The organism is Virgisporangium ochraceum, from assembly GCF_016863655.1.
Taxonomy (GTDB): Bacteria; Actinomycetota; Actinomycetes; order Mycobacteriales; family Micromonosporaceae; genus Virgisporangium; species Virgisporangium ochraceum.
Genome location: NZ_BOPH01000081.1, coordinates 98066 through 120131 on the forward strand (window position 1 = coordinate 98066; position 22066 = coordinate 120131).

Below are 22066 nucleotides of genomic sequence, written 5' to 3' on the forward strand. Positions count from 1 at the left end.
TCAGCGGCGGGCCTTGCGGTCCGGGAGCAGGCGCTCCTCGTGGTCGAGCTCGCGTTCCAGGACCCGCAGGCCCTCGTCCGGCAGGCGGCCGGCGTCGCGCCAGCGCAGCAGCTCCTCGCGCTGGGCGTCGAGGGTCACCCGGCGCACGTGCAGCGCGGCTTCGTAGTGCGCGGACACCGGGATCTCCGGCGAGACGTTGTCCCGCAACATGTCCAGCCGGCCCTGGTAGCGGGTCACCCGGGTGGTGAGCTGGACGCGCACCGTCTCGATGACGTGGTCCTGGATGTCGTCGTGCTCCTCGGCCTGCAGGTCGTCGAGCGCGGCGAGCGCGGCCTCGACCGACGCGACGCGGGCCTCGTTGCGCAGCCGGGCCTGGTCGCTCTCGTTGGCACGCAGCCCGAGCGCGCGCACCAGCGGTGCGAACGTCACACCCTGCCCGACCAGCGTGACGAGCACCACGACGAACGTGCAGAACAGCAGCAGGTCGCGGTCGGGGAAGGGCTCACCGCTGTCGGTGACCAGCGGCAGCGTGAAGATCGCCGCGAGGCTGATGACGCCGCGGGTCCCGGACCAGCTCAGCGCCACCACCTCCCGGCCACCGAGCCGCCGCTCGTCGGCCGGCCCCTCGCCGCCGAGCCGCGTGTGCAGCGACCGGGGCAGCAGCTGGGTCAGGACCAGCCACAGTGGACGCAGCAGCAGGACCACCCCGACGGAGATCGCCACCGCGATGACGATGGTGGACGTCTCGTACTGCGCCAGCCCCCGGACGACGGCGGGCAGCTGCTGGCCGATCAGCAGGAACACCAGGCCCTCGAGGAGGAAGTCGACGAGACGCCACACCGCGCTGGTCTGCAACCGGCTGGCCCCGGAGCTGGTCCGCGGCGTGTGGTGCCCGACGATGAGCCCGGCCACCACCACGGCCAGCACCCCGGAGCCGTGGACCTGCTCGGCCAGCAGGTAGGCGCAGAACGGGGTCGCCAGCGACACCGCGTTGGCCGCCATCGGGTCGTCGCCGAGCTTGCGCGACACCAGGCGCACCACGAGCGCGATCGCCACACCGACGGCGACACCGGCGGCGGTGTCGAGGAGGAACAGGCCCAACGCCGCCGGCGCGGAGAAGCCGTCACCTGTCGCCGCGGCGATGGCCACGCTGAGGATGGTGAGCGCGGTCGCGTCGTTGAGCAGCCCCTCACCCTGGATGAGGGTCAGCAGTCGCGGGGGCAGGCCCACCTTGCGTCCCACCGCGAGCGCGGCGACCGGATCGGGTGGCGCGACGGCCGCGCCGACGGCGATGCCGGCCGCCAGCGTCGCACCGGCGACGAACCACGCGAAGCCGAACCCGATCGCCAGCGCCGTCAGCAGGACCAGCACCACCGACAGGCTCACGACGGTGCGTAGGTTGCGGCGGATCGCGATCAGTGACGAGTCGAGGGCGGCGCTGTAGAGCAGCGGCGGCAGGACGAACGTCAGGATGATCTCGGGGTCGAGGCCGACGTTGGGGCCCGGCAGGAACGAGTAGCCGATGCCGATGAGCGGCAGCAGCGCCGCCTCCGGCAGGCCGGTCACCTTGGCGACCCGGTGCACCACCACGATCACGGCGACGGCGGCCAGGACGAAGACGAGACTGGACTCCACGTGCACCGGCCAATCCTGCCGGATCGGCCCGGCGGGCGCTGGGAATCCGCCGTCGGGCGGTCGCACGCGGCCTTCGACGGCGGCCGCCCGGGGGGAGCGGGCGGCCGCGGGGTGGGGTCAGCAGCCGATGCGGGTGGCGCCGAGGGCGATGTCGTCGAACCAGAGGGTGTCGGCGTCGTTGCCGTAGCTCTCCCAGCCCAGTCGCAGGTCGGTGAGGGTGGGACGCCAGTTGGCGCGTCCCAGCCACTGCGAGTCGATGTCGCGGGTGGGTGTGCCGTCGACGACCAGGCCCTCGACGAGCGCACCGCCGACCCAGGTCTGGATCTGGCCGGCGGAGCCGTCGACGCGGTACTCCACGCAGGTCCACGTACCGGTCGCCAACGGACGGCTGAGGGAGACGCCGGTCGGGCTCTGCTCGGGCAGGGTCGCGTCGTCGGACTCGCGGTTCCACTGCAGGGCGCCGTTCTGGCCGCCGATGCGCAGGTCCCTGCCGTTGTCGGCGGCGTCACGCATCGCAGCGAAGGTGACGTGCGTGGCCGGCAGGGCGGTCGTGTGACGGACGTAGAACCGCCCGTACCAGACCCGTCCGATCGTCGTCAGGTCGACGGTGGACCGGACGAAGACGTGGTTGCAGTAGCCGGCGCCGCCGTTGACGCGGATGGACTTCCCGCCGCCGCGGGCGACCGACGTGTCGACGGTCGCGGTGCCGGTCCCGGAGCAGTTGGGGTAGACGACGCTCCAGGCGCCCGACGGTGTACCGCCGGACTGGTTCTCGAACCCGTCGCAGAGGGTCGCCGATCCGCAGCCGCCGCCGGGTCCCGTCGAGCTGGACGCCGACGGGCCCGCCGAGTCCGACGGGCTTGACGGACCCGACGGACCCGACGGGTCCGACTGTGTCGGCGACGACGGGCCCGGGCCGGGTTCGTTGCACGCCACGCCGTTGAGCGTGAACGCGGTCGGGGTCGGGTTGGCGGCGGCCCAGGTGCCCTGCACGCCGAACTCGGTCGATCCGCCCGGCGCGATGCTGCCGTTCCAGGCCAGGTTCGTGGCGGTGACGGTCTGGCCGGACTGGCTGACCGCCGCGCTCCAGCCGCTGGTGATCCGCTGGTCGCCCGCGTAGGTCCACGTCAGGGTCCAGCCGTTGACCGCCTGCGCGCCGGCGGTGATCCGCACGGTGGCGGTGAACCCGCCGGGCCAGGGGTTGCCCTGGTACGTCACCTGGCACGCGGGAGCGGCGTCCGCGGCCGGGGCGAGGGCGACCGCCGCGCCGCCACCGGCGACCGCGGCGGCGACGACGGCGATGACCCGCCTCACATTGGTTGTCATCGATACAGTGTGCCCGAAGGACTGGGAGCGCTCCCACCGGAGCCGCGAACATTCCCGGGCAGCGGCCGGGTGACCGGCGACGTCAGGCGGTCGGTGGGTCGAGGGTGAAGATGGTGTCGAGGGCGGTGATCTCCAGGAGCCGCCGCATGGCGGGCGTGGGACCGGTGAGGGTCAGGCGGCCGCCGCGGTCGGCGAGAAGATGGTGGATCTTGACCATCGTGCCGAGACCGGCGGAGTCGCAGAACGTCAGGCCGGCCGTGTCGATGACCACCGCGGTGTCGGTCGGAAGCAGGTCGGCCTGGACCCGGTCGAGCAGCCGGGCGGTGGTCGAGTGGTCGAGCTCGCCGGCGACCCCGACCGAGAGGCGGTGCTGCCCGCGCCCGGTCGTGATGGTGAGCGGCGCGGTCACGGCAGATCTGTGGGCACGACCATGCGTGCGTCTCCCTCGGGCCGTATCGCTCCTGGCACACCTGGAAGCGGGCCGGTGAAGGAGTGGTCATCCGATCCCCGGGGGATGCGGACCACGGTTCCTGCCCACCATACGCGGTCGGTGCCGGGGCCGCCGGGCGCGCGGCGTCCGTTTATCGAGGCCATGCACCCGGGTACTTTTGTTCGGCGACGATTCATGGCGGGCGCCGGCGCGCGGGCTCCGGCGGGAAGGGTCCGGTGGTGACCGAAGGGCTCAGTGCCACGACCGCTGGCGACCGGTGGGAGGCGTTGGCGCGGACCGGCCTGACGTCGGAACCCGACGAGGCGCTGGACCGGTTCGCGGCGATGGTCCGCACGGTGCTCGACGTGCCGGTCGCCCTGGTGACCGTCGTCGAGGCGGACCGCCAGTGTTTCCCGGGCGCGTCCGGGCTCGGCGAGCCGTGGGACACCGACCGGCAGACGCCGCTGAGCCACTCGTTCTGCCAGCGCGTCGTCGCCACCGCCGAGCCGCTCGTCGTCACCGACGCCCGGGAGGACGCGCGGGTCCGCGACAACCCGGCGGTCGGCGACCTCGGCGTCGTGGCCTACGCGGGCATGCCGCTGACCGACGGTCACGGCCACGCCCTGGGCTCGCTGTGCGCGATCGACCACGCGCCACGCCAATGGACCGACGGGGAGCTGCGTCTGCTGGCCGACCTCGCGGCCGCCTGCTCCGACAGCCTCCGGTTGCGGATCTCCACGGCGGTCGCCGAAAGCGGTCGGCGCGAGGCCGAACAGGCCCGGCAGCGGCTGCGGACGGCGTTCAACCGCAGCCAGGTGCTCCTCAACGCGAGCGAGGCGCTGACCGACACCGGCACGATCGCCGACGTCGTGACCGCGGTCGGGAAGCTCGTCACCGGAGCCCTCGACCCGGTGGATCTCGGCATCGTCCTGTTCGACGCGGAGGCGGTCGACGGCCAGGGGGCCGACCTGCACACCGTCCCTCCGATGCCGACCGACCTCGCCGAGGCGTGGGCGGCGCTGGCCCGCCACGCCGTGCGGCCGGCCGCCGACGCCGCCCGCTCCGGCCGGCCGTTCGTCCTCGCCGACCCGGCCGCGATCGCCGATGCGCTGCCCGCCGTCGAGGGCATGGACGACGTCGGCTGGCACGCGATCGCGGGCGCGCCGCTGCGGAGCCCCGACGGCCCGGTCGGGGTCCTCACCGTCGCCTGGAAGCAGCCGCACGAGATCGAGCCGGACGAACTGGCCGTCATCTCCACGCTCGCCGGGTACGTCGCCCAGGCGGTCCGCCGCGCGACCCACCTCGAGCAGCGCACCACCGCGGCGGCGGTTCTGCAGCAGGCGCTGCTGACCGCCGTGCCGGCCATCGACGGCCTCGACGTCGAGGCCCGGTACGTGCCGGCCCACACCGGTGACCTCGTGGGTGGCGACTGGTACGACGTGCTGCCGTTCCCGGACGGGCGGGTCGCGCTCGTCGTCGGTGACGTCTGCGGTCACAATGTCGACGCGGCCGCGACGATGAGCGAGCTGCGCAGCCTCCTGCGCGGGTACCTCGTCGACCGGGTCGAGTCGCCGTCGCGGACCCTCACCCGTCTCGACGCCGCCTGTTTCGCGCTCGGCGAGACCACGATCACCTCGGCGATCCTCGCGGTGCTCGAACCCGACGCGTCGGGTCGGTACACGGTCACCTGGTCCAGTGCCGGTCACCCGCCGCCCACCGTCCTGGCGCCCGGGGCGGCCCCGGCCCTCATGCCCGGCAGCGACCTGATCCTCGGCGCCGTCCGGGGCGCCACGCGACGCGACCACGTCCGCGTCCTGTCGCCCGGATCGACGCTGATCCTGCACACCGACGGCCTCGTCGAACGCCGCGCCGCGGGTCTCGACGAGGGGTTCGCCGACCTGCACGCCACTCTCGGTCGCCATCCGGACCTGCGCGTGGGCGACCTCGCGGACCTGATCATCGGCCGCGTTCCGGTCACCGACCGCGACGACGACATCGCCTTCCTGATCGTCCGGACCCGACCGGGGTGAACCGTCGGTCCCCGGCCGGCGCTGAGGGCCATCCGTCGTCCGTCAGATAGGGCGGTGGCCAACAACGACCGGCGACCGGTGCCCGACGGGTTGTACCCGGTGCGGTTGGCGACCAGGGTGTCCGGTGACAGCTGAATATCCGGGGCGGGAGTGACGGTGACGGACCAGGTCGATGTCGTCGTGGTGACGGCGCTGCTGGAGGAGTTCGAAGCGGCGCGCGACGCCGCGCTGACGGTCGGGGTGGACGGGTGGGAGGAGCGCGGCGCGGGGACGTCGCTGCCCTACCTGCTGGGCGGGTACCGCACGCGGAACGGCGGTCGGCTCTCCGTGGCGCTGACGCGGCCGACCTACATGGGTGGCCGCGAGTCGAGCCCGGTCACGGCCATGTTGACGGACCGGTTGAAGCCGGCCTGCGTGGCGATGTGCGGGGTGTGCGCGGGCAACCCGGGCGAGACCGTCCTCGGTGACGTGGTCGTGGCGGACCCGGTCTACGAGTGGGACGAAGGGAAGTGGTCGGACAAACACGGGTTCAGGGGTGACCACCGGCAGCACCGGTTGGACCAGGTGCTGGTGCGGGCCGCGCAGGAGCTCGATCGCACCGTTCTGCCCAGCTACGGTGACGCCACCGCCGAGGACTCGCTGTACTGGCTGCTGGAGCGGGTGCACGCCGGTCAGGACCCGAAGTCGCACCGGGCCCGCGCGCGGTACTTCCCGCCCGGTGAGTGGGCGTCGCGGCTGAACCGGTTCGAGGCCGACGGCATGATCGCCCGGCGGCCCGACGGGACCGTGGAGCTGACGGCGGCCGGCTCGGCGCTGATCCAGCGGCGGCTGTTCGACGATGTCGACGGTCCGCGGCACCTTCCGTTCAGGGTTCTGGTGGCGCCGATGGCGAGCGGCAGCGCGGTCGTCGCCCACCCGGGGATCTGGCCCGCCCTGGAGAGCATGGGACAGCGGAAGATCGCGGCGCTGGAGATGGAGGCCGCGACGATCGCGACCGTCGCGCACGGGGCGGGGGTGCCGTACTGGCTGGCGGTCAAGGGCGTGATGGACCACGCGGACGGCGACAAGGACGACCGCTTCAAGGCGTTCGCCGCCCGCGCCTCGGCCGAGGTGCTCTTCTCCCTCCTCGACCGCGTCGTGGTCAACGAGGCGTCCCGCGGGAACGCTGCCGGCACCGCGTCGGGAAGCCGATACGTGATCACGCTCGACAACGCCCGGGGCGTCCAGATCGGCGACCACAACGTCCAGACGAACACGTTCTGAGCGGGATCCCTAGACCGGGGTTACGGGATCGTCGACGGCGATGGACACGCCCACGTGTCCCAGGTGTCGGGCGCGTCGAGCAGGAACCCGACGGCGAACGGCACGTCGGGCGCCCTGTCCAACAGGTGCAGGGCGCCGACGAGCGCCTCCCGCCGGCCGCTGGCGCGTTCCGTGCGGGCAAGCGCGTTCAGGATCGCCGGCCGCCGTGCCGCCAGGACCTCCGCGGTGCGGTCGAGGAAGAGGCGGTGCACGCCGGCGACCGTGCCGTCGAGCTCGTGGACCGGCGTGTCGGTCACGTCGAGCGGCAGACCGACCGCGTGGAGGCGCGCGGTGACCGGGCCGCGCGACGGGCGGCCCGGGCGGGCGGCGCGGGCGGGCGGCGCGGGCGGGCGGCGCGCCGGGGCCGCCGAGGAACGCCGGCGCGCCGACGATCGACCGTAATGATCCGGTGCCCGCGATTCCAAGGCGAAAACTGTCGCGACCGTCACGGGATGTGCCCGACGAGCGGCGCTCATCCGAAGAAGGGGCGGTTGAACCGTTCCGGTTCGTAGGGGATGTACCGCCCGGGTGCGGCGGCCGGGTCGACGCGTCGGTTCATCGCCCGTGCGCCGGTGTCGGGCCAGCGGCCGGTGCGTAGCCGGTCGGTCATGGCCTGGACGGCGGCGACCTGTTCGGCGGCGGTGAACGCGCAGTGCCCGGCGGACTCCACATAGGACTGTCGCAGCAGCCGGCTGTTGCCGGCCCTGTGGACGGCGGCTTCGTAGGACTGCTGCTGCGCGACGGTGGAGATCTGGTCACCGATGTCGCTGACGGTCAGGACGGGGACGCGCAGCCGGCCGGTGAAGACGATGCCGCGGGTGAGGTACCCGACCGCGGCCGGGTCGGCGCTGATCCGGGGTGCGGTGTCGAGCGTGGCGAGGTCGGCGTCGAGGTCGAGACCGGCCTGCCGGTACAGGTCGCGCACCGTGCGGCGGATCTCCGGGCGGGCGGCGGCGAGCTGCCGGGTGTAGTCGACGCCGGTGTTCCAGGACGGGTTGCCGCCGGCGAGCTGTTCGATCTGGCGTCGGCTGCTCATCGCCTGGCCGATGTAGGGGAGCGGTCCGCCGGCCAGGGCCAGGTACATGCCCTCCTGCAGGGCGGCGGTGTCGCGCGGTTCGGGTCGCGGGGTGGGTTGTCCGTCGGGGGCCAGGCCCCAGGCCGGGAGCTGGCCGATGGCCGCGGCGAGTGCGATCCGCGCCCGTCCCGCGGGGGTGTTCTGTGCCGTGGCGAGGGCGGTGATCCAGGCCTGCTGGGCGGCGGGGATGTCGGCGGGGATGTCGGTGACGGGCAGGGTGGACGTGGGGAACAGCAGCGTCCTGAGGGAGTGGACGGTGTCGAGCTTCTGGTTCCACTGGCCGACCGCGCCGCCGAGGCCGCCGCAGAACGCGACCGCCGCGTCGAACCGGTCCGGGTGGACCTGCGCGACGCCGGCGGAGACGAACCCGCCCATGGAGCTGCCCGAGGCGATCGCCCACCGGACGCGGCCGAACGCGGTCTCGAAGGCCGACAGGGCCGCGGCCTGGTTGTCGATGGCCTGGCGGATGTTCCAGCCGGTGACGAGCCGGGTGGTGCCGCCGCGGGCGTAGCCGCGTTCGAGCAGGCGGGCGGTCAGGTCGGAGGTCAGGCCGTTGGTGGCGAAGTCGAGGTCGACGAGGGCGATGCGGTTCCAGTTGCGCGGGACGGCGAACCGGTAGGCGGTGCCGTCGGGCAGGGTCCCCTCGACGCACACCGGTTGTGCGGGCGACGACGTGAGGCACGGTGTGCCGGCGGCGGGTGTGCCGGCGGCTGCCGGCGGGACCGGTCCACCCACGCACAGTCCGATCGTCACGGCGGCGGCGAGCAGGCGGCTTCTCACGCTTGAACCTCCGGACCGGTCGCGGCACTCGACAACATCAATGGTCGACATGACGGTAACGGTCGACACAAGATGTGTCTAGGGCATGTCGGTGGATGCCCGACGGCAACATCCGGGAAACTCGACGTGCGCGGCCGTGACGTGCCGTTGATCATGGCGTCGTGGCATAGGGTCACACCCGGACCGGCGCGCACGATCCAGCCGGCCCGACCAGGGACCACGTCGGATGGGCGCGGAGGTAGGAGCGTGGACGCTCGTCGGACGGCGCTGTTCGTCGACTTCGACAACTTCTTCGGCGGCCTGCTCGCCGCCGATCCCGAGGCGGCGCTCGCCGTCGTGGAGCGGCCGTCGGTCTGGTTGAGACGGCTGGCCGACGCCCACCACGACGACGTGTCGCGGCGCTGGCTGATCCTGCGCAGCTACATGAACCCGGCCGGATGGGTCGACGACCCGCGCGCGCCCGGAACCCGGTTGTACTTCTCGAAGTTCCGGCCGTTCTTCACCCGGGCCGGGTTCGAGGTGATCGACTGCCCGAGCCTGACCCGCGGCGCCAAGAACGGCGCCGACATCCGCATCACCATCGACGTCATGACCGCGATGCGCGCGACCGTGCGCTACGACGAGTTCATCATCGCCTCCAGCGACGCCGACTTCACCCCGCTGCTGCAGGTGGTCCGCGCCGAGGACCGGTACATCACGGTGATCGCCACCGGCCCGACGTCGGCCGCCTACGAGGCCCTGGCCGACCGCTACCTCGACGAGCAGGACGTCGTCGACCTGATGTCGGAGCCCGGCGACGACGTCGGGATCGACAATCTCGACGTCGTCGACGAACCGGTCCCCGTCCCCGCCACGCCCGTGCCGACCACGTCGGTCTCCGCGGACAAGCGGGCCTTCCGGCAGTGGATCGAGGCGGCCTACGCCCGGGCGGACGAGCCGTTGAACCTGGCCCAGCTCGCGGAGCAGGCCGCGCGGCACCTCGGTCCGGCCGCGCGGGCCAGCCGGTGGTTCGGGGCGGGCTCGTTCGTCAAGGCGGTCACCCGCCTGGACCTGCCGAACGTCGGCTTCTCCCAGCACCACATGTGGGACGTGACCCGCCACGAGCCGCCGGTCGACGCGATGGCAGCGGAGACCGGCCCGGTCGAGCTGCCCGCGGCGGTGTCGGCGTTCAGCGCGATCACCAACCTGCCGCGCATCGGGTCCGACAGCTGGCCGGTGATCTTCGAACTGCTCGCCGAGTACCTGCACGAAGGGACGTTCTCCCTCACCGAGGCGACCAGATGGCCGCGGCACCGGGCCGCCGAACGCGGCCTGCAGATCCCGCGTTCCGGGTTCATGTTCGCCGTCCGCGCCTGCCGGTGGGCCGGCACCATGCTCAACACCGAGCCGAACGCGTCGGCCAAGGACATCGGCCGGTTGGTGCTCGACGGCGTCCTCGCCCAGTCGCGGCTCGCCGGCATGGACCCGACCGACGCCGAGATCGCCGAACTGCGGTCCTGGCTGCACGTCGACTGAGACCGCGCCGGCCTCACTCCTCGAGGAGCGCGTCGAGGGCGCGGACCTCGGCGGCGCTGCCGACGTCGGCGAACAGGCGACGGGCCTCGTGGCGGGCGGCGCGGGCGGCGTCGGGACGCCCGTCGAGCTGTTCGGCGACGCCGAGCGCCTTCCACGCCCGCGCCTGGCCGTACGCCGAACCGAGACCCGCCAGCTGGTCGCGGGCGGCGGTCAGCAGGTCGCGGGCGCGCCCGCCGGCGCCGAGGTCGATCTGGATCTCGCCCAGCGTGAGCAGCGCGTCGGCCGCGTTGAGGGCCAGGCCGACAGTGCGGCTGAGGCGCAGCGCCTCCTCGGCGGTCCGCCGCGCGCCGGCCGGGTCGTCGCGGCGTCGTTGCAGCGCCGCCAGGTGGTTGAGGATGCTGCCGACGTCGCCGTCGGTGCGGGCCCGCCGGGCGGCGGCGAGTGCCCCTCGCAGGTGGTGTTCCGCCGCTTCGAGGTCGCCCTGTTCCCGGCGCACGATCCCGACCGCGAGGGACAGCCAGATGTGCAGCCGCGTGAAGCCGCCGTCGTCGGCGAGCCGGAGACCCCGCTCCAGGTGGTCGAGGGCGATGTCGATCCGGCCGTTCATCCGGTGGATCCAGCCGACCTGGTGCAGCAGGTTCGCCTCGGCCCGCCGGTCGCCGGTGCCGCGGGCGAGTCGCAGTCCCTCCTCGGCCGGGGGCAGGGCCCGGTCCAGGTCGCCGAGGCGCAGGTGTGCCGCGGAGACCAGGAACAGGGCGTCCACTTCGCCGTGACGCCGGCCGGTCCGCCGGAAGAGGGCCAGGGCGGCACCGGCCTCCGCGATGCCCCGGCGCCAGTCGCCACCACCGCCGAACACCTCCAGCTGCGCGAGGTTGCGGTGCATCACGGCACGACCGACCGGGTCGCCCGCGGCGACGGCGGCCCGCAGCCCGCGGCGGTGCGTGTCCCGCCAGTCGTGGAAGAGGCCGCGTGTCTGGAACTCCACCAGTGACGCCGCCGGGATCCGCCAGGCCAGGGCGCCGGCGCGGGCGGACGCCGCGGCGCGGGCGGCCGAGATGAGCAGGGTGCGTTCGGCGTCGAGCCAGGCGGCGGGGTCGGTCAGCAGGGTCTCGGCCCACGGGTCGGTCGACGGCGGTGACCCGGTGGCGGTGGACACCGCGGTGAGGATGCGCAGCGGTGACCGGCGGTCGGCCTCGGTGGCGAGGTCGGCCAACGCCGTCCAGGTGCGGACGAGGGCGGCCGCACGCTCGGCCGGCGGCTCCTCGGCGTCGACGCGCTCGCGGGCGTACAGCCGGACGAGGTCGTGCTGCCGGTACCGCAGGTGCCTGCCCGGGCCGGGGGACGACACCAGGAGCAGCTGCGCGTCGACGAGCCGGTCGACGAGCCGTTCGGCGGTGTCGATCGGCATGTCGAGGAGGGTCGCGGCGACCCAGGAGTTGACGTCGCCGTCGTCGAGCAGACCCAGCCGGCGGAACAGCCGTGCGGCGTCGTCTTCCAGCGCCCGGTAGCTCAGCCGCAGCGACCCCCGGACCGCGAGGTCGCCGATGGTCAGCTCGTCCAGGCGGCCGCGTTCGTCGCGCAGCGCCGCCGCCAGCCGGTCGAGCGTCCAATGTGGACGGCCCAGGATCCGGGCGCCGGCGATGCGGATGGCCAGCGGCAGCCGGTCGCACAGGTCGACGATCTCGGCGGCGGCGTCGGACCCGTCGGCCGCGTCGGCGTCCGTGGCGGCGACCGCGTGCAGCAGCCGGACGCCGTCGGACCGGGAGAGCAGCCCGAGGTCGGTCCACCGCACACCGTCCAGCGCCGGCATCCGCGCCCGGGAGGTGATCAGCGCGGCGCAGCCGGGGCCGGCCGGCAGCAGCGGCTGTACCTGCGCCTCGCTGGCGGCGTTGTCGAGCACGACGAGGATCCGACGGCCGGCCACCCGGCTGCGGAAGAGTGCCGCGCGCTCGTCCGTGCCGTCCGGAACGGCCGCGGCGGCGAGGCCGAGCGCCCGCAGGAAGGTGCCGAGGACCCGTCCCGGGTCGGCCGGTTCCGGCCCGCCGCCGCGCAGCTCCACGAACAGCTGGCCGTCGGGGAAGTCGGCGGCCACCTCGCGGCCGACCTTGACCGCGAGCGTGGTCTTGCCGATGCCGCCCATGCCGGCGATGCCGCACAGGGCCGGGCCGTCGCCGTCGCGGCGGAGGTGGTCGCGCAGCCGCGCGCGCTCGTCGTCGCGTGCGGTGAAAGTCGTGGTGACCGGGGGCAGCTGCGCCGGCACGATGCCCGCGCCGGTCGGCACGGCGGTGCCCGGCCATCCGCCGCCCGTCTCACCGCGCAGGACCCGCCGGTACGCCTCCTGTACCGGCTCGCTCGGCTCGACCCCGAGCTCGTCGGCGAGCCGGTGCCGCAGGTCGGTGAAGCACTGCAGGGCCGCGGCCCGCGCTCCCGAACCGGCCAGCGCGAGGATCAGGCCCGCGTGCAGGCCCTCGTGGAACGGCTCGGCCTGACATGCCGCGGTGAGGTGCCGCAGCGCGTCACCGTAGCGGCCCCGCGCGGCGGCGAGTTCGGCGTGGCGCTGGATCGCGGTGAGCCGCCGCCGTTCGGCGGCCGAGGCCGCCGGATGCGCGTGCAGGCGTGGCGACTCGCCCTGCAGCACCGGCCCGCGCCAGCAGCGCAGCGCCCGGTCGAGGAGGTCGAGGGCCGCGTCACCGCCCCGGTCCGCCTCGGCCAGCAGCGTGTCGAAGCGCTCCAGGTCGGTGTGACCGGCCGGCAGGGTCAGCTGGTAGGACCCGCGCACGTGACGCAGCGGCCCGGCGCCGGACCAGCGTCGCCGGTCCGGGTCGACGAGCCGGCGCAGCCGACCGACGGCGGTCTGCACCTGGGTGATGCTCGTCTTCGGTGGACGGTCGCCCCACAGCGTCGCGACGATCTCGTCGCGGGACACCGGACGGCCGCCGTGCAGGGCGAGCAGCCCGAGCAGTCCCCGTTCGGCCGCACCCCGCAACCGGACCGGGCGCCCGGCGACGCGGACCACGAGCGGACCGAGCAGGTCGACCTCGAAGGCCGTGCCTGCCGTCGGGCCCGCCGTCGGGCCCGCCGTCGTGCCTGTCGTGCCCGCCGGGGTCCGTGGCTCGTCGGTGCCGGCCAACGCCTGCGTCAGCCGGGCGAGCGTGGCCCCGTGCGGCGCGCGGACCTGCCCGCGTTCGATGTCGCGCAGGGCGCGCACGCTGAGGCCGCTGCGCCGCGCCAGGTCGGCCTGTGTCAGCCCGGCCCGCCGGCGGCGGAGTCGGAGGTTCGAGGCGATGTCGTCGACACCGTCGGTCACCCGGACGCCTCCCCGTGTTCGTCCGACCTACCCAAGATCAACCGGAAGTCATTCTGCCGCTTCGATGGGGCGCCCGCCAAACCGCGGCGGCAGTTTCGCGACGACACGCAGGTCAGCGGCGCGTCGGCGGCGTGTGTCGCGGCTGAGTCCCGGGCGGGGTCGGGTCCCATACCGTGCAGTTGATCAGCGACCGGTATCCGTCGCGGTTCACGGGGGAGGGCTCATGCAGTACGTGGCACTGTGCGGAAAGGCCCTGCTCGCCACGGTCTTCCTGGTCTCGGCGTGGACGAAGCTGCGGAGTCCGGCCGCCTTCGGCGCGTTCCGCCGGTCGACCAGGCGCATGGCGATCCTGCCGGAGCCGTGGGTGCGCCCGGTCGCCGTTCTCGTCGTCGCGGCCGAGGTGGCGATCGTGCTGCTGCTGGCCGTCCCACTGCCGGTGACCGCGCTGCTGGGGCTGGGCCTGGCCGCGGTGCTGCTCACCGGGCTGGCGCTGGCGATCGCCAGCACCGTGCGCCGGGGCGTCCGCACGACCTGCCAGTGCTTCGGGCACAGCGACACCCCGCTGGGCGCGGTCCACATCGTCCGCAACCTCACCCTGGTCGCCGTCGCCGTCGCCGCGGCGGTGACCGGAGCACGGGGCGGCGCCGTGGAGTTCGGCGCGGGTCTGCTCGCCGTGCTCGCCGGGGTGCTGGCCGGCGCGGTCGTCACGGTGCTCGACGACCTCCGGCACCTGCTGCGGCCGGTGCCGCCACCGAAGACTTCTGCCGCCCGGCAGGGGATCCGAACGTCCGTAAGGAGATCGGCATGAAGAAGTTGACCCGGGCCGTCATCAAACTGGTGCTGCCGGAGGCCACCGCGAAGGCGGCGCCGATCAGTTACCGGTGCGTGAACGGCTGCGGTTACGACGGCGTCCTGATCGCCGGCAGGACCGTCGACGGCAAGCGTCCCTGCTGCTGAACCGAGTACCGGGCCCGGCGCACGCCGCCGGGCCCGGCCCGTCACCGCATCCCCGGAGGAGGCCGCCCGCGATGGTCGTTCCGCTCACCGTCGTGCTGACGCTCGTCGTCGTCCTGAACGTCGCTCTGACCTTCGTGCTGCTGCGCCGGGTCGCCGGCTTCGACGCCCGGCTCGCCGCCCTGGAGAAGGGCGCTCCGTCGATGGCCGACATCGGCGAGCGGGTCGGTGAGTTCTCCGCCACGACGACCCTCGGCGAGCCCCTCGACCGGGACGACCTGACGACCGGCACCCTCGTGGGGTTCTTCGACCCCGACTGCGAGGTCTGCCAGTCGCACGTGACCGGGTTCCGCGCGGCCGCCGAGGCGCTCGGCGACCGGTCGCGGACCCTCGTGGTGGTGCGGGAACGCGAACCCGAGGAGGTCCGGCTCATGGTCGCCGCGTTCGGTCCGGAGGTCCGCACCGTGACCGAGCCGCGCCGGGGACCGGTGGCACGGGCCTTCCACGTGATGGCCACGCCGGCGTTCTGCACGATCGGGCCGGACCAGGTCATCGCCGCCCACGACTACGACCGGCCGTCCCTCGCCGGAGCGGCCCGGCCGTGAACCCCGGCGACGACCAGCGCCTCGGCCTGGCGCCGGCCCGGATCGCGGCGCACGTCCGCGCTGCCGTGGCCCTGGCGGTACGGGCCGCACCGGGCCGGATGGCCGCCTACGCGGCCGGCACGCTCGTCCGTGCGGGCCTGCCGGTCGCCGCGGCGGTGCTCACCCGCACGGTCCTCGACGACCTCGTCGGCGGTGCCGCCGCGGGCAGCGGCGGGCGGGCCGCGGTCGCCGCCCTCGCGGTCGTCGGGCTGCTCGTCGGGTTCGTTCCGGCGGTGCTGGCCTACCTGCGTGCCGGCCTCGAACGGTCGATCGCCCTGCTGGCGAAGGACCGGCTGTTCCGCGCCGTCGACCGGGTCGTGGGTGTGGCCCGCTTCGAGGACCCGGCGTTCCTCGACCGGCTCGTGCTCGCCGACGAGTCCGGTGGCCGGGGTCCGGGGCAGGTGATCGACAGCTCGTTCGGTGTGCTGGCCGCCGTCGTCACGGTCGGCGGGTTCGTCGGTTCACTGTGGACGGCGAGCCCGGCGATGGCCGTCGTCGTGCTGCTGTCCGGTGTCCCGGTCCTGGTCGCCGAACTGCTCATCGGCCGCCGGCGGGCCTGGACCGAGTGGACCATCAGCCCCGCCAAGCGCCGCGAGCTCTTCTACCGCGACATGCTCGCCACCGAGCAGGCGGCGAAGGAGGTGCGGCTGTTCGGTCTCGGCGGCTTCCTGCGCGAACGGATGCTGCGGGAGCGGCGTACCGCACAGGCGGCCGAACACGCCACGGACCGCCGGGCCGTGGTCGTCCAGGCCGGTCTGTCGGTGTCGGCGTCGGTGGTCGCGGGGGTCGGGCTCCTGTCGGTGACCGCGGGAGCGCGGACCGGTCAGCACAGCGTCGGCGACATCGCGATGTTCCTCGCGGCCGTCCTCGGTGTGCAGGCCGCCCTCGCCGCCGCGGCGCAGCAGGTCGCCCGGGCCATCGAGGCGCTGCTGCTCTTCGACAGCTACCGCACCATCCTGGCCGACGGGCCCGACCTGCCGGTGGCGGCACGCGGCACACGGCCGCTGCGGACCGGGATCGAGTTCCGCGACGTGTGGTTCCGTTACAGCGACAGGCATCCGTGGATCCTGCGCGGCCTCGACCTGACCATCCCCAGTGGACGGGCGGTGGCGCTGGTCGGTCGCAACGGGGCCGGCAAGTCCACAGTGGTCAAACTGCTGTGCCGCTTCTACGACCCGACCCGCGGCGCGATCCTGTGGGACGGCGTCGACCTGCGCGACCTCGACCCGGTCGAGCTGAGGGCCCGCATCAGCGTGGTGTTCCAGGACTACGTCAACTACGAGCTGACCGCCGCGGAGAACATCGGCGTCGGCGACCTGCGGCGGCTCGACGACCGCGACCGCATCACGGCCGCCGCCGAACGGGCCGGGATCCACGACGTCCTCGCCGCGTTGCCGAAGGGGTACGACACGATGCTCAGCCGGCGCTTCAACGTTCCGGACGCCGGCGTCGACGGGGTCGGTGTCGAGACCGCCGGCGTAAACCCGTCCGGCGGGCAACGGCAGCGCATCGCGATCGCCCGGGCGTTTCTGCGCGACAGCCGCGACCTGGTCGTCCTCGACGAGCCGAGCGCCGGGCTGGACGCCGCGGCGGAGCACGAGGTCCACGCCCGGCTGCGCGCACAGCGGCAGGGGCTGACCAGTGTGCTGATCTCCCACCGCCTCAACGCGATCCGCGACGCCGACGAGATCGTGGTGCTCTCGGGCGGCACGGTCACCGAGCGCGGGACCCACGACACCCTGGTCGACGCCGGCGGCGAGTACGCGACCCTGTTCGCGCTGCAGGCCTCCGGCTACCAGCCGACGATGGGCTGATCCGATGGCGACGGCGATCCTGGTGGCGGCCTGCCTGACGGCCGTACCGGCGGCCGCGGCGGTGTGGTGGCTCCGGCGCACCCTCGTCCTGGTCCGCGTCGACGGGCCGAGCATGGCGCCGACGCTCGTCGACGGCGACCGGGTCCTGGCCCGCCGGATCGGGCCCGGACGGGCCCGGCGCGGTCGCCTGGTACTGCTCGCGCCGCCGGCCGAGCCGGGTGCGGTCCGTCCGACCGACCCGGGCCGGCTGTGGCTGGTCAAACGGCTCCGCGCCACGGCGGGCGACCCGGTGCCGGCGGAGTTCGCCGGGCTGCCGGCGTTCGGCGGCGTGCGCACGGTGCCCGCCCACCACGTGCTGGTGGTGGGCGACAACCCCGACGAGAGCTACGACTCCCGGCAGGAGGGCTTCGTTCCGCAGTCACGCCTGCGCGCCGTGGTGGTGCGGCGCATCGACATGGGAGGCACCGGCGACGCATGACGTCCCACGGTCGCGCCGTAGGGCGGGTCGCAGCGTCAGACGGTCGTGCGGGACCACTGCTGGTTGGTGCCGCTGTTGCACGCGTACTGCTTCAGCACGACCCCGTCGGCGGTCGAGGCGGCCGGTACGTCCACGCACTTGCCGCTGTGGCGCGCCCGGAGCTGGAAGTAGCTGCCGTTGGCGACCATCTGGAACTGCTGGTTCGTGCCGGTGCCGCAGGTGTACTGGATCAGGTCGGCACCGTCGGCGGTCGAGGCGCTCACGACGTCCAGGCACTTGCCGCTGTGCCGGCTGACGATGCGCCAGTAGCCGGAGCCGGCGTCCTGGAACTGCCACTGCTGCCAGGCGTTGCCGGCGTAGGTGTACTGGCCGACGCGCGCGCCGTTGTCGGTGTTGGGCTGCTGGACGTCCATGGCCTTGCCGCTGTGCCGCACGGTGATCCGGTACGTCGCCGGCGGGGGCGTCGTGGGGCCGCCGACGGTGTCGCCCCAGGCGTACCGGATCCGGTCGGCACCGGTGGGGTTGCGGACGGTCAGGGAGAGGTCGGTGCCGGTGCCGCTGAGAGCGAACATCGAGTACCAGTCGTAGCCGGAGCTGCCGGTCAGCTTTCCGCCGAGCGCGGGCCAGTAGGTGCCACCCATCCCGTTGTCGCGCATGACCTGCGCCATGGCCCGGATGTGGCGCACGAAGTTGTCGGTGCTGTTCGGGTCGGCGTAGTTCAGACCGTTGTCCATCGGCGCGCCGAACTCGGTGGCGACCGCGCGGGAGGCGCAGTTACCCAGGCGGGTCTGAATGTGGCTGCGGAACTGGTCGTAGGTCATCGCGCCGTAGAAGAAGGCGTAGTGGTGGAAGGACAGCAGCGTCGCGTTGAAGCGGCTGTCGGTGCAGATGTCGCGCAGGTCCTGGCTGAAGCCGGTCCCACCGATGAGCACGCGGCCGGGAACGGCCGAGTAGTGGTAGCCGAGCCAGTTGGCGGCGACGTCGCGCCACTCCGCCGAACTGTAGCCGTGCGGCTCGTTCATCGGCTCGAAGTACACATTGGGGTTGGACCCGTACGTGCTGGTCACCGTGGACCACATCGCGTTCCACGCGGCGAGGTTGGTGATCCTGCCGCCGGAGGCCGCGCCGTCCTCCCAGTAGGCCAGGATCACCTTGAACCCGCGTTCGGTGGCGGCGTCGATGGCGCCCCGGTAGGCGTTCCACCACGCCGTCCCGACGGTGTGGGTGTTGACCGGAAGGCGGACGGTGTTGACGCCCATGGTGCCGGCCATGTCGTCGTACAGCGCGTTGGCCTTGGCCCGCACCGTCGCGTTGCTGTCCGACGTGTTCAGGCCGTGCAGGACCAGCGGGCCGGTGCTGAAGTTGTCGCCCAGCATCGCCCAGTTCATGCCCCGGAACTGACTGGTCGCGGCGGCGGCCGGCGTCGCGACGCCGGCCACGATGCCGGCCACGACGGCGCCCCACGCCGCCAGCGCGGTGACCACCGCGATCAGCGACCAGCGCGACGGCCGACGGAGGCCGGACCCGTGGCCCCGCGATCGTGGACGTGTACGCATGGCGGTGTCCTTTCGACGGTGGACGCGCGCTGCTCGCCGCGGCGGGACGAGGACGCGTGCGGGGCGGGTCCGCACACGGTTGAGTGTTAGCGATAACAACGACGACTGTCAATAACAGGTCCGCGGGAATTGGTGGACTGGTCCCGCCCCGTTAGCCTGCTCAGCATCGGTCGCGGGGGAGAGGTCATGCCGGAACCGGACGTGGTGCTCGGGGTCGACCTCGGTACCAGCAACACCGTCGCGGTCGTGCACCGCGGAACGGAGGCGTCGCGGAGCGCAAGGAGTCGGGACGCTCGCAGGTGGTCGCCCTGACCGTCGACTCCAGCCTGATGTGGGCGAGCGAGCCGGCGTCGGTCGGCAACGCGCCCCCGCTGAGCGTGAACGTGTCCGACGGCCTGATCCTCGTCGTGAACGCCGACCGCGGGCTCGTGCTGATCCGCACCTGACGCCGCCCACCACCCCCGTGCCTCGCGGTGGTGGATCACCGCGGCTACGGTCGTCGCCGTGACACGGTTCGACTGGCGGGCGCTGGAGAACGAGCTGACCGACGCCCTCGTGCGCGCGGTCTCCGGTGTTGCCGCCGACCACCCCGACGAGCGCTGCTACGCCGCCGCGCTGTGGCTGCTGTACCGGGAGACCGACGGGCCGATCCGGCTACCCATGCTCGCCGTCAACACCGTGGAGGCGCTCGACCGGGTCCCGGCCGACGACCGGGACGACGTGCGCTGGAGCCCCGCCGACTGGGAGTTCGACGACGTCGACTGGCTCCCCGACGAGGTCGCGCGTCGATGGGAGCACGACCTCGCCGGCTACGCCCGTCGTGGCACCGTCGCGCAGTGGGACGCCACGTTCGACCGTTTCGTCACGGCGCTGGTCACCGTGTGCCGGCGGGCCCGCCGCGGCCTGGGCGGCCTGCCGGTGGTGGTCCTCGACCCGGAGCTCCACCCGACGGTCATCCCGCGGATCCTGCCCAAGGCGCAGGTCAGCCGGATGTTCCCGGAGCTCGACGAGCATGCCCGGGCCTGGTCCGAGCTCGCCGCGCTGCCGCCGGCCCGGCGGGCCGCGCACCTGGCCGGGCTGCTGGGCACGTTCGACGGCCCGATCGGCAGCGAGGAGGCCGAGAAGGCGCTCCGCGACCTCGGACCGGACGCCGTACCCGCGCTCCTGCCGCGGCTCGGCGTCCCGGGAGAGGCCTGGCAGGCGGCGAAGATCCTTGCGGACATCGGGTGGGCCGACGACACCGTGATCGGGGCCCTGGCCGAGGCACTCGACCGCACCGACGGCCCGGACCGGTCGTGGGTGGCGGCGGCGCTGTCCCGGCTCGGCCGGCTCGACGTCGTCCTCGCCGCGCCGGGGGCCTCCGGGGAGGTCGTGACCGCGGTCGCCGCCCCGTACCGGAGCTTCCGGGACCACTCGTCGGCGCCGCGGCCGCTGGACTACGGGCCGCTGGAACGGGCGCTCCAGGACCGTCCGGAGCTGCTGTCGGTGCTGGAGTCCGAGCTGTCACCGGGGACGCCGATGTGCGAGATCGGTGCCGCCGAGGTCGACGAGGCGCTGCGCGGGACCGGATCCGCGCACGCGCTGGTGCGCCGCCATGCCGTGACCGTCCTCGGCGAACGGCGGCTCGGCGCGGCCGTCGGGCGTCGGGTGCTGCCGGTGCTGGCCGGCCGCGCCGCCGACGATCCCGACCCGCTGGTGCGGCGGTTGGCGGTTCTCGGGCTGCGGTGGTGGGGCCGGCAGGGGCACGCCTACCTGGACGTCGGCCGCGCCGCGCGCGACGGCGACCCCGACGGGTCGGTCCGGGTCGCGGCGCAGGGCTGGCTGGACGAAGCCGGCGGCTGAGCCCGCCCGGGTGGGCACGGCCGAAAAGCCCGGGGGTAGGGTCGCCGGCGTCCGCGCACAGCCTTACCGTTGTGCCATGCCGGAGCTGGTCTACCCGCCCGTGATCGCCGCCATGCTTGCCGCGTTCCGGGTCCTCGATCTGCGGATCACGATGTCAGGTGCCCAGCATGTGCCGGAGCGTGGAGGTGCGGTGCTGGCGAGCAACCACGTCAGCTACCTCGACTTCATCTTCTGCGGCCTCGCGGCGCGTCCCTCGAAGCGGTTGGTCCGTTTCATGGCGAAGCGGGAGATCTTCGACCACCGCGTGGGTGGGCCGTTGATGCGGGGCATGCGTCACATCTCGGTGGACCGCAACGCCGGCATGGCCTCGTACAAGGCCGCCCTCGAAGCGCTCAAGCGAGGCGAGGTGGTCGGCGTCTTCCCCGAGGCGACGATCAGCACGTCGTTCACGGTCAAGGAGTTCAAGACCGGGTCGGTGCGGATGGCGTCGGCCAGCGAGGTCCCGCTGGTGCCGATGGCGGTCTGGGGCACGCAACGCCTCTGGACGAAGGGGCGCAAGCGATCGCTCGGCAAGCGGCACGTCCCGGTGACGATCCTCGTCGGTGAGCCCCTGCGGCCGGCCCGCCGGGACGACCAGGCCCAGGTGTCCGCGGAGCTGCACTCCCGCATCAGCGCGCTGGTCGACAAGGCGCAGCGCGAGTACCCCGACGAGCCCTCAGGCCCCGACGACCGCTGGTGGCTGCCCGCCCACCTGGGCGGGACCGCACCCGAACCGCCGGAGGTCGCCCCGGCCCCGTAGCCGGGGGTCATGTGCCTTCGCGGAGGAACGCGGCGAGGTCGTCGTTCAGGTCGGCGACGGCGGCCTCGTACGCCGACGCGTCGACCTCGCGCAGGTGCGCGACGGACTCCGCCGCCCACCGGGCGAGGTCGTCGACAAGGTCGCGGACGTCGACGTCGAGGGCGCAGCGGCGGACGGTCCGCGCCACCGCGTCGAGCCCGGTGCGCCCGTAGGCGTCGGCGACCGTCTCGTCCGACGGGTGACCGCCGAAGATGCGGCGGAGCATCCGGTCCTCCGGCGACAGCCGTCGCCGGACCATCGCCTCCTCGAGGGCCGGCAGGTCGGCGGCGGTCCGGACCGGTGGGATGGTGCGCCACCGGGCGATCTCGCCGTCGGTGGGCACCTCGTCGTCCGGTTCGTCGTCCGGTTCGTCGCCCGGCGTGAGCAGGGCGGCCCGTTTGGCGGTGAGCCCGGCGGGCACGGCCCGGGTCACCACCCAGGTGGTCAGCCACCAGCCGTGATCGGCGTCGGTCTCCACGGGCAGTAGGCCGGTCGCGGGTCGACCGTGCCATTGCCGCACCGGCGGGTGCGGCCCGCCGG

Annotated in this window: 19 protein-coding genes; 11 read left to right on the forward strand and 8 right to left on the reverse strand. The window is 73.7% G+C overall.

All coding sequences use genetic code 11. The features are described 5' to 3' along the window. The 3 genes from Voc01_RS27535 to Voc01_RS27545 all read right to left on the reverse strand — a co-directional run bounded on the left by Voc01_RS27535 (nucleotide 1) and on the right by Voc01_RS27545 (nucleotide 3370). Entirely contained in the window at nucleotides 1–1641 is a 1641-nt protein-coding gene (locus tag Voc01_RS27535) for a Na+/H+ antiporter (RefSeq protein ID WP_203930458.1), read from the reverse strand. Nucleotides 1642–1752: 111 nt separating this feature from the next. Further along, complete coding sequence (locus tag Voc01_RS27540) at nucleotides 1753–2961, reverse strand: cellulose-binding domain-containing protein (RefSeq protein WP_203930459.1); 1209 nt, start codon at nucleotides 2959–2961, stop codon at nucleotides 1753–1755. Between the two features lie 82 nt (nucleotides 2962–3043). After that, nucleotides 3044–3370 carry an STAS domain-containing protein gene (locus Voc01_RS27545; RefSeq protein ID WP_203930460.1) on the reverse strand — a complete coding sequence of 109 codons (327 nt, stop codon included), beginning with the start codon at nucleotides 3368–3370 and terminating at the stop codon, nucleotides 3044–3046. A 260-nt stretch (nucleotides 3371–3630) separates the two neighbouring features. On the opposite strand from Voc01_RS27545, the gene Voc01_RS27550 reads away from it, so the two are divergent. Beyond that, a complete protein-coding gene (locus Voc01_RS27550; protein WP_203930461.1) occupies nucleotides 3631–5421 on the forward strand; it encodes a SpoIIE family protein phosphatase in 1791 nt (596 codons plus the stop codon). A 156-nt stretch (nucleotides 5422–5577) separates the two neighbouring features. After that, nucleotides 5578–6684: a phosphorylase family protein gene (locus Voc01_RS27555; RefSeq protein WP_203930462.1), complete on the forward strand. Its 1107-nt coding sequence runs from the start codon at nucleotides 5578–5580 to the stop codon at nucleotides 6682–6684. A 20-nt stretch (nucleotides 6685–6704) separates the two neighbouring features. On the opposite strand, the gene Voc01_RS27560 is transcribed toward Voc01_RS27555, so the two are convergent. Both Voc01_RS27560 and Voc01_RS27565 read right to left on the reverse strand, forming a co-directional pair. Next, nucleotides 6705–6980 (reverse strand): hypothetical protein, encoded by a 276-nt coding sequence (locus tag Voc01_RS27560; protein WP_203930463.1) that lies wholly within the window; start codon nucleotides 6978–6980, stop codon nucleotides 6705–6707. A gap of 215 nt (nucleotides 6981–7195) precedes the next feature. Further along, complete coding sequence (locus Voc01_RS27565; protein WP_203930464.1) at nucleotides 7196–8578, reverse strand: alpha/beta fold hydrolase; 1383 nt, start codon at nucleotides 8576–8578, stop codon at nucleotides 7196–7198. Between the two features lie 246 nt (nucleotides 8579–8824). On the opposite strand from Voc01_RS27565, the gene Voc01_RS27570 reads away from it, so the two are divergent. Beyond that, the gene (locus Voc01_RS27570; protein WP_203930465.1) at nucleotides 8825–10093 is read left to right on the forward strand and encodes an NYN domain-containing protein; all 1269 of its coding nucleotides are present in this window, start codon (nucleotides 8825–8827) and stop codon (nucleotides 10091–10093) included. 13 nt (nucleotides 10094–10106) lie between these two features. Here Voc01_RS27570 and Voc01_RS27575 read toward each other — a convergent pair whose 3' ends face one another. Next, on the reverse strand, nucleotides 10107–13400 hold the full coding sequence (locus Voc01_RS27575) for a BTAD domain-containing putative transcriptional regulator (RefSeq protein WP_203930466.1): 3294 nt from the start codon (nucleotides 13398–13400) through the stop codon (nucleotides 10107–10109). 223 nt (nucleotides 13401–13623) lie between these two features. Here Voc01_RS27575 and Voc01_RS27580 point away from each other — a divergent pair, with 223 nt between their 5' ends. The 5 genes from Voc01_RS27580 (at nucleotide 13624) to Voc01_RS27600 (ending at nucleotide 17290) form a co-directional block, all read left to right on the forward strand. Then, nucleotides 13624–14208 (forward strand): MauE/DoxX family redox-associated membrane protein, encoded by a 585-nt coding sequence (locus tag Voc01_RS27580; protein ID WP_203930467.1) that lies wholly within the window; start codon nucleotides 13624–13626, stop codon nucleotides 14206–14208. Further along, nucleotides 14205–14357 carry a hypothetical protein gene (locus tag Voc01_RS27585; protein ID WP_203930468.1) on the forward strand — a complete coding sequence of 51 codons (153 nt, stop codon included), beginning with the start codon at nucleotides 14205–14207 and terminating at the stop codon, nucleotides 14355–14357. The genes Voc01_RS27580 and Voc01_RS27585 overlap by 4 nt, the downstream gene beginning before the upstream one ends. Before the next feature lie 71 nt (nucleotides 14358–14428). Continuing rightward, nucleotides 14429–14959 carry a peroxiredoxin family protein gene (locus tag Voc01_RS27590; RefSeq protein ID WP_203930469.1) on the forward strand — a complete coding sequence of 177 codons (531 nt, stop codon included), beginning with the start codon at nucleotides 14429–14431 and terminating at the stop codon, nucleotides 14957–14959. After that, nucleotides 14956–16812, forward strand: coding sequence for an ABC transporter ATP-binding protein (locus tag Voc01_RS27595; protein WP_239160531.1), 1857 nt, complete (start codon nucleotides 14956–14958; stop codon nucleotides 16810–16812). The genes Voc01_RS27590 and Voc01_RS27595 overlap by 4 nt, the downstream gene beginning before the upstream one ends. Before the next feature lie 4 nt (nucleotides 16813–16816). After that, on the forward strand, nucleotides 16817–17290 hold the full coding sequence (locus Voc01_RS27600) for a S26 family signal peptidase (protein WP_203930470.1): 474 nt from the start codon (nucleotides 16817–16819) through the stop codon (nucleotides 17288–17290). A gap of 35 nt (nucleotides 17291–17325) precedes the next feature. Here the strand turns inward: Voc01_RS27600 and Voc01_RS27605 are convergent, their stop codons facing one another. Then, a complete protein-coding gene (locus Voc01_RS27605; RefSeq protein WP_203930471.1) occupies nucleotides 17326–18846 on the reverse strand; it encodes an RICIN domain-containing protein in 1521 nt (506 codons plus the stop codon). A gap of 299 nt (nucleotides 18847–19145) precedes the next feature. Between Voc01_RS27605 and Voc01_RS27610 the strand changes: the two genes are divergently transcribed. From Voc01_RS27610 to Voc01_RS27620, 3 genes are all read left to right on the forward strand, one after another. Then, nucleotides 19146–19292, forward strand: coding sequence for a hypothetical protein (locus tag Voc01_RS27610; RefSeq protein WP_203930472.1), 147 nt, complete (start codon nucleotides 19146–19148; stop codon nucleotides 19290–19292). Nucleotides 19293–19350: 58 nt separating this feature from the next. After that, nucleotides 19351–20688: a DUF4303 domain-containing protein gene (locus tag Voc01_RS27615; RefSeq protein WP_203930473.1), complete on the forward strand. Its 1338-nt coding sequence runs from the start codon at nucleotides 19351–19353 to the stop codon at nucleotides 20686–20688. Nucleotides 20689–20764: 76 nt separating this feature from the next. Continuing rightward, on the forward strand, nucleotides 20765–21487 hold the full coding sequence (locus Voc01_RS27620; RefSeq protein WP_203930474.1) for a lysophospholipid acyltransferase family protein: 723 nt from the start codon (nucleotides 20765–20767) through the stop codon (nucleotides 21485–21487). Between the two features lie 7 nt (nucleotides 21488–21494). Here the strand turns inward: Voc01_RS27620 and Voc01_RS27625 are convergent. Next, nucleotides 21495–22066 (reverse strand): hypothetical protein (locus Voc01_RS27625; protein ID WP_203930475.1); only part of this gene is annotated, 572 nt, incomplete at its 5' end.

What these genes read in the sequence shown, in the direction of transcription:
- Voc01_RS27580 (WP_203930467.1), top strand. Translation starts at nt 13,624, where the DNA reads ATGCAGTACGTGGCACTGTGCGGAAAGGCCCTGCTCGCCACGGTCTTC.
- Voc01_RS27620 (WP_203930474.1), top strand. Translation starts at nt 20,765, where the DNA reads ATGCCGGAGCTGGTCTACCCGCCCGTGATCGCCGCCATGCTTGCCGCG.
- Voc01_RS27590 (WP_203930469.1), top strand. Translation starts at nt 14,429, where the DNA reads ATGGTCGTTCCGCTCACCGTCGTGCTGACGCTCGTCGTCGTCCTGAAC.
- Voc01_RS27540 (WP_203930459.1), bottom strand. Translation starts at nt 2,961, where the DNA reads ATGACAACCAATGTGAGGCGGGTCATCGCCGTCGTCGCCGCCGCGGTC.
- Voc01_RS27585 (WP_203930468.1), top strand. Translation starts at nt 14,205, where the DNA reads ATGAAGAAGTTGACCCGGGCCGTCATCAAACTGGTGCTGCCGGAGGCC.
- Voc01_RS27600 (WP_203930470.1), top strand. Translation starts at nt 16,817, where the DNA reads ATGGCGACGGCGATCCTGGTGGCGGCCTGCCTGACGGCCGTACCGGCG.
- Voc01_RS27605 (WP_203930471.1), bottom strand. Translation starts at nt 18,846, where the DNA reads ATGCGTACACGTCCACGATCGCGGGGCCACGGGTCCGGCCTCCGTCGG.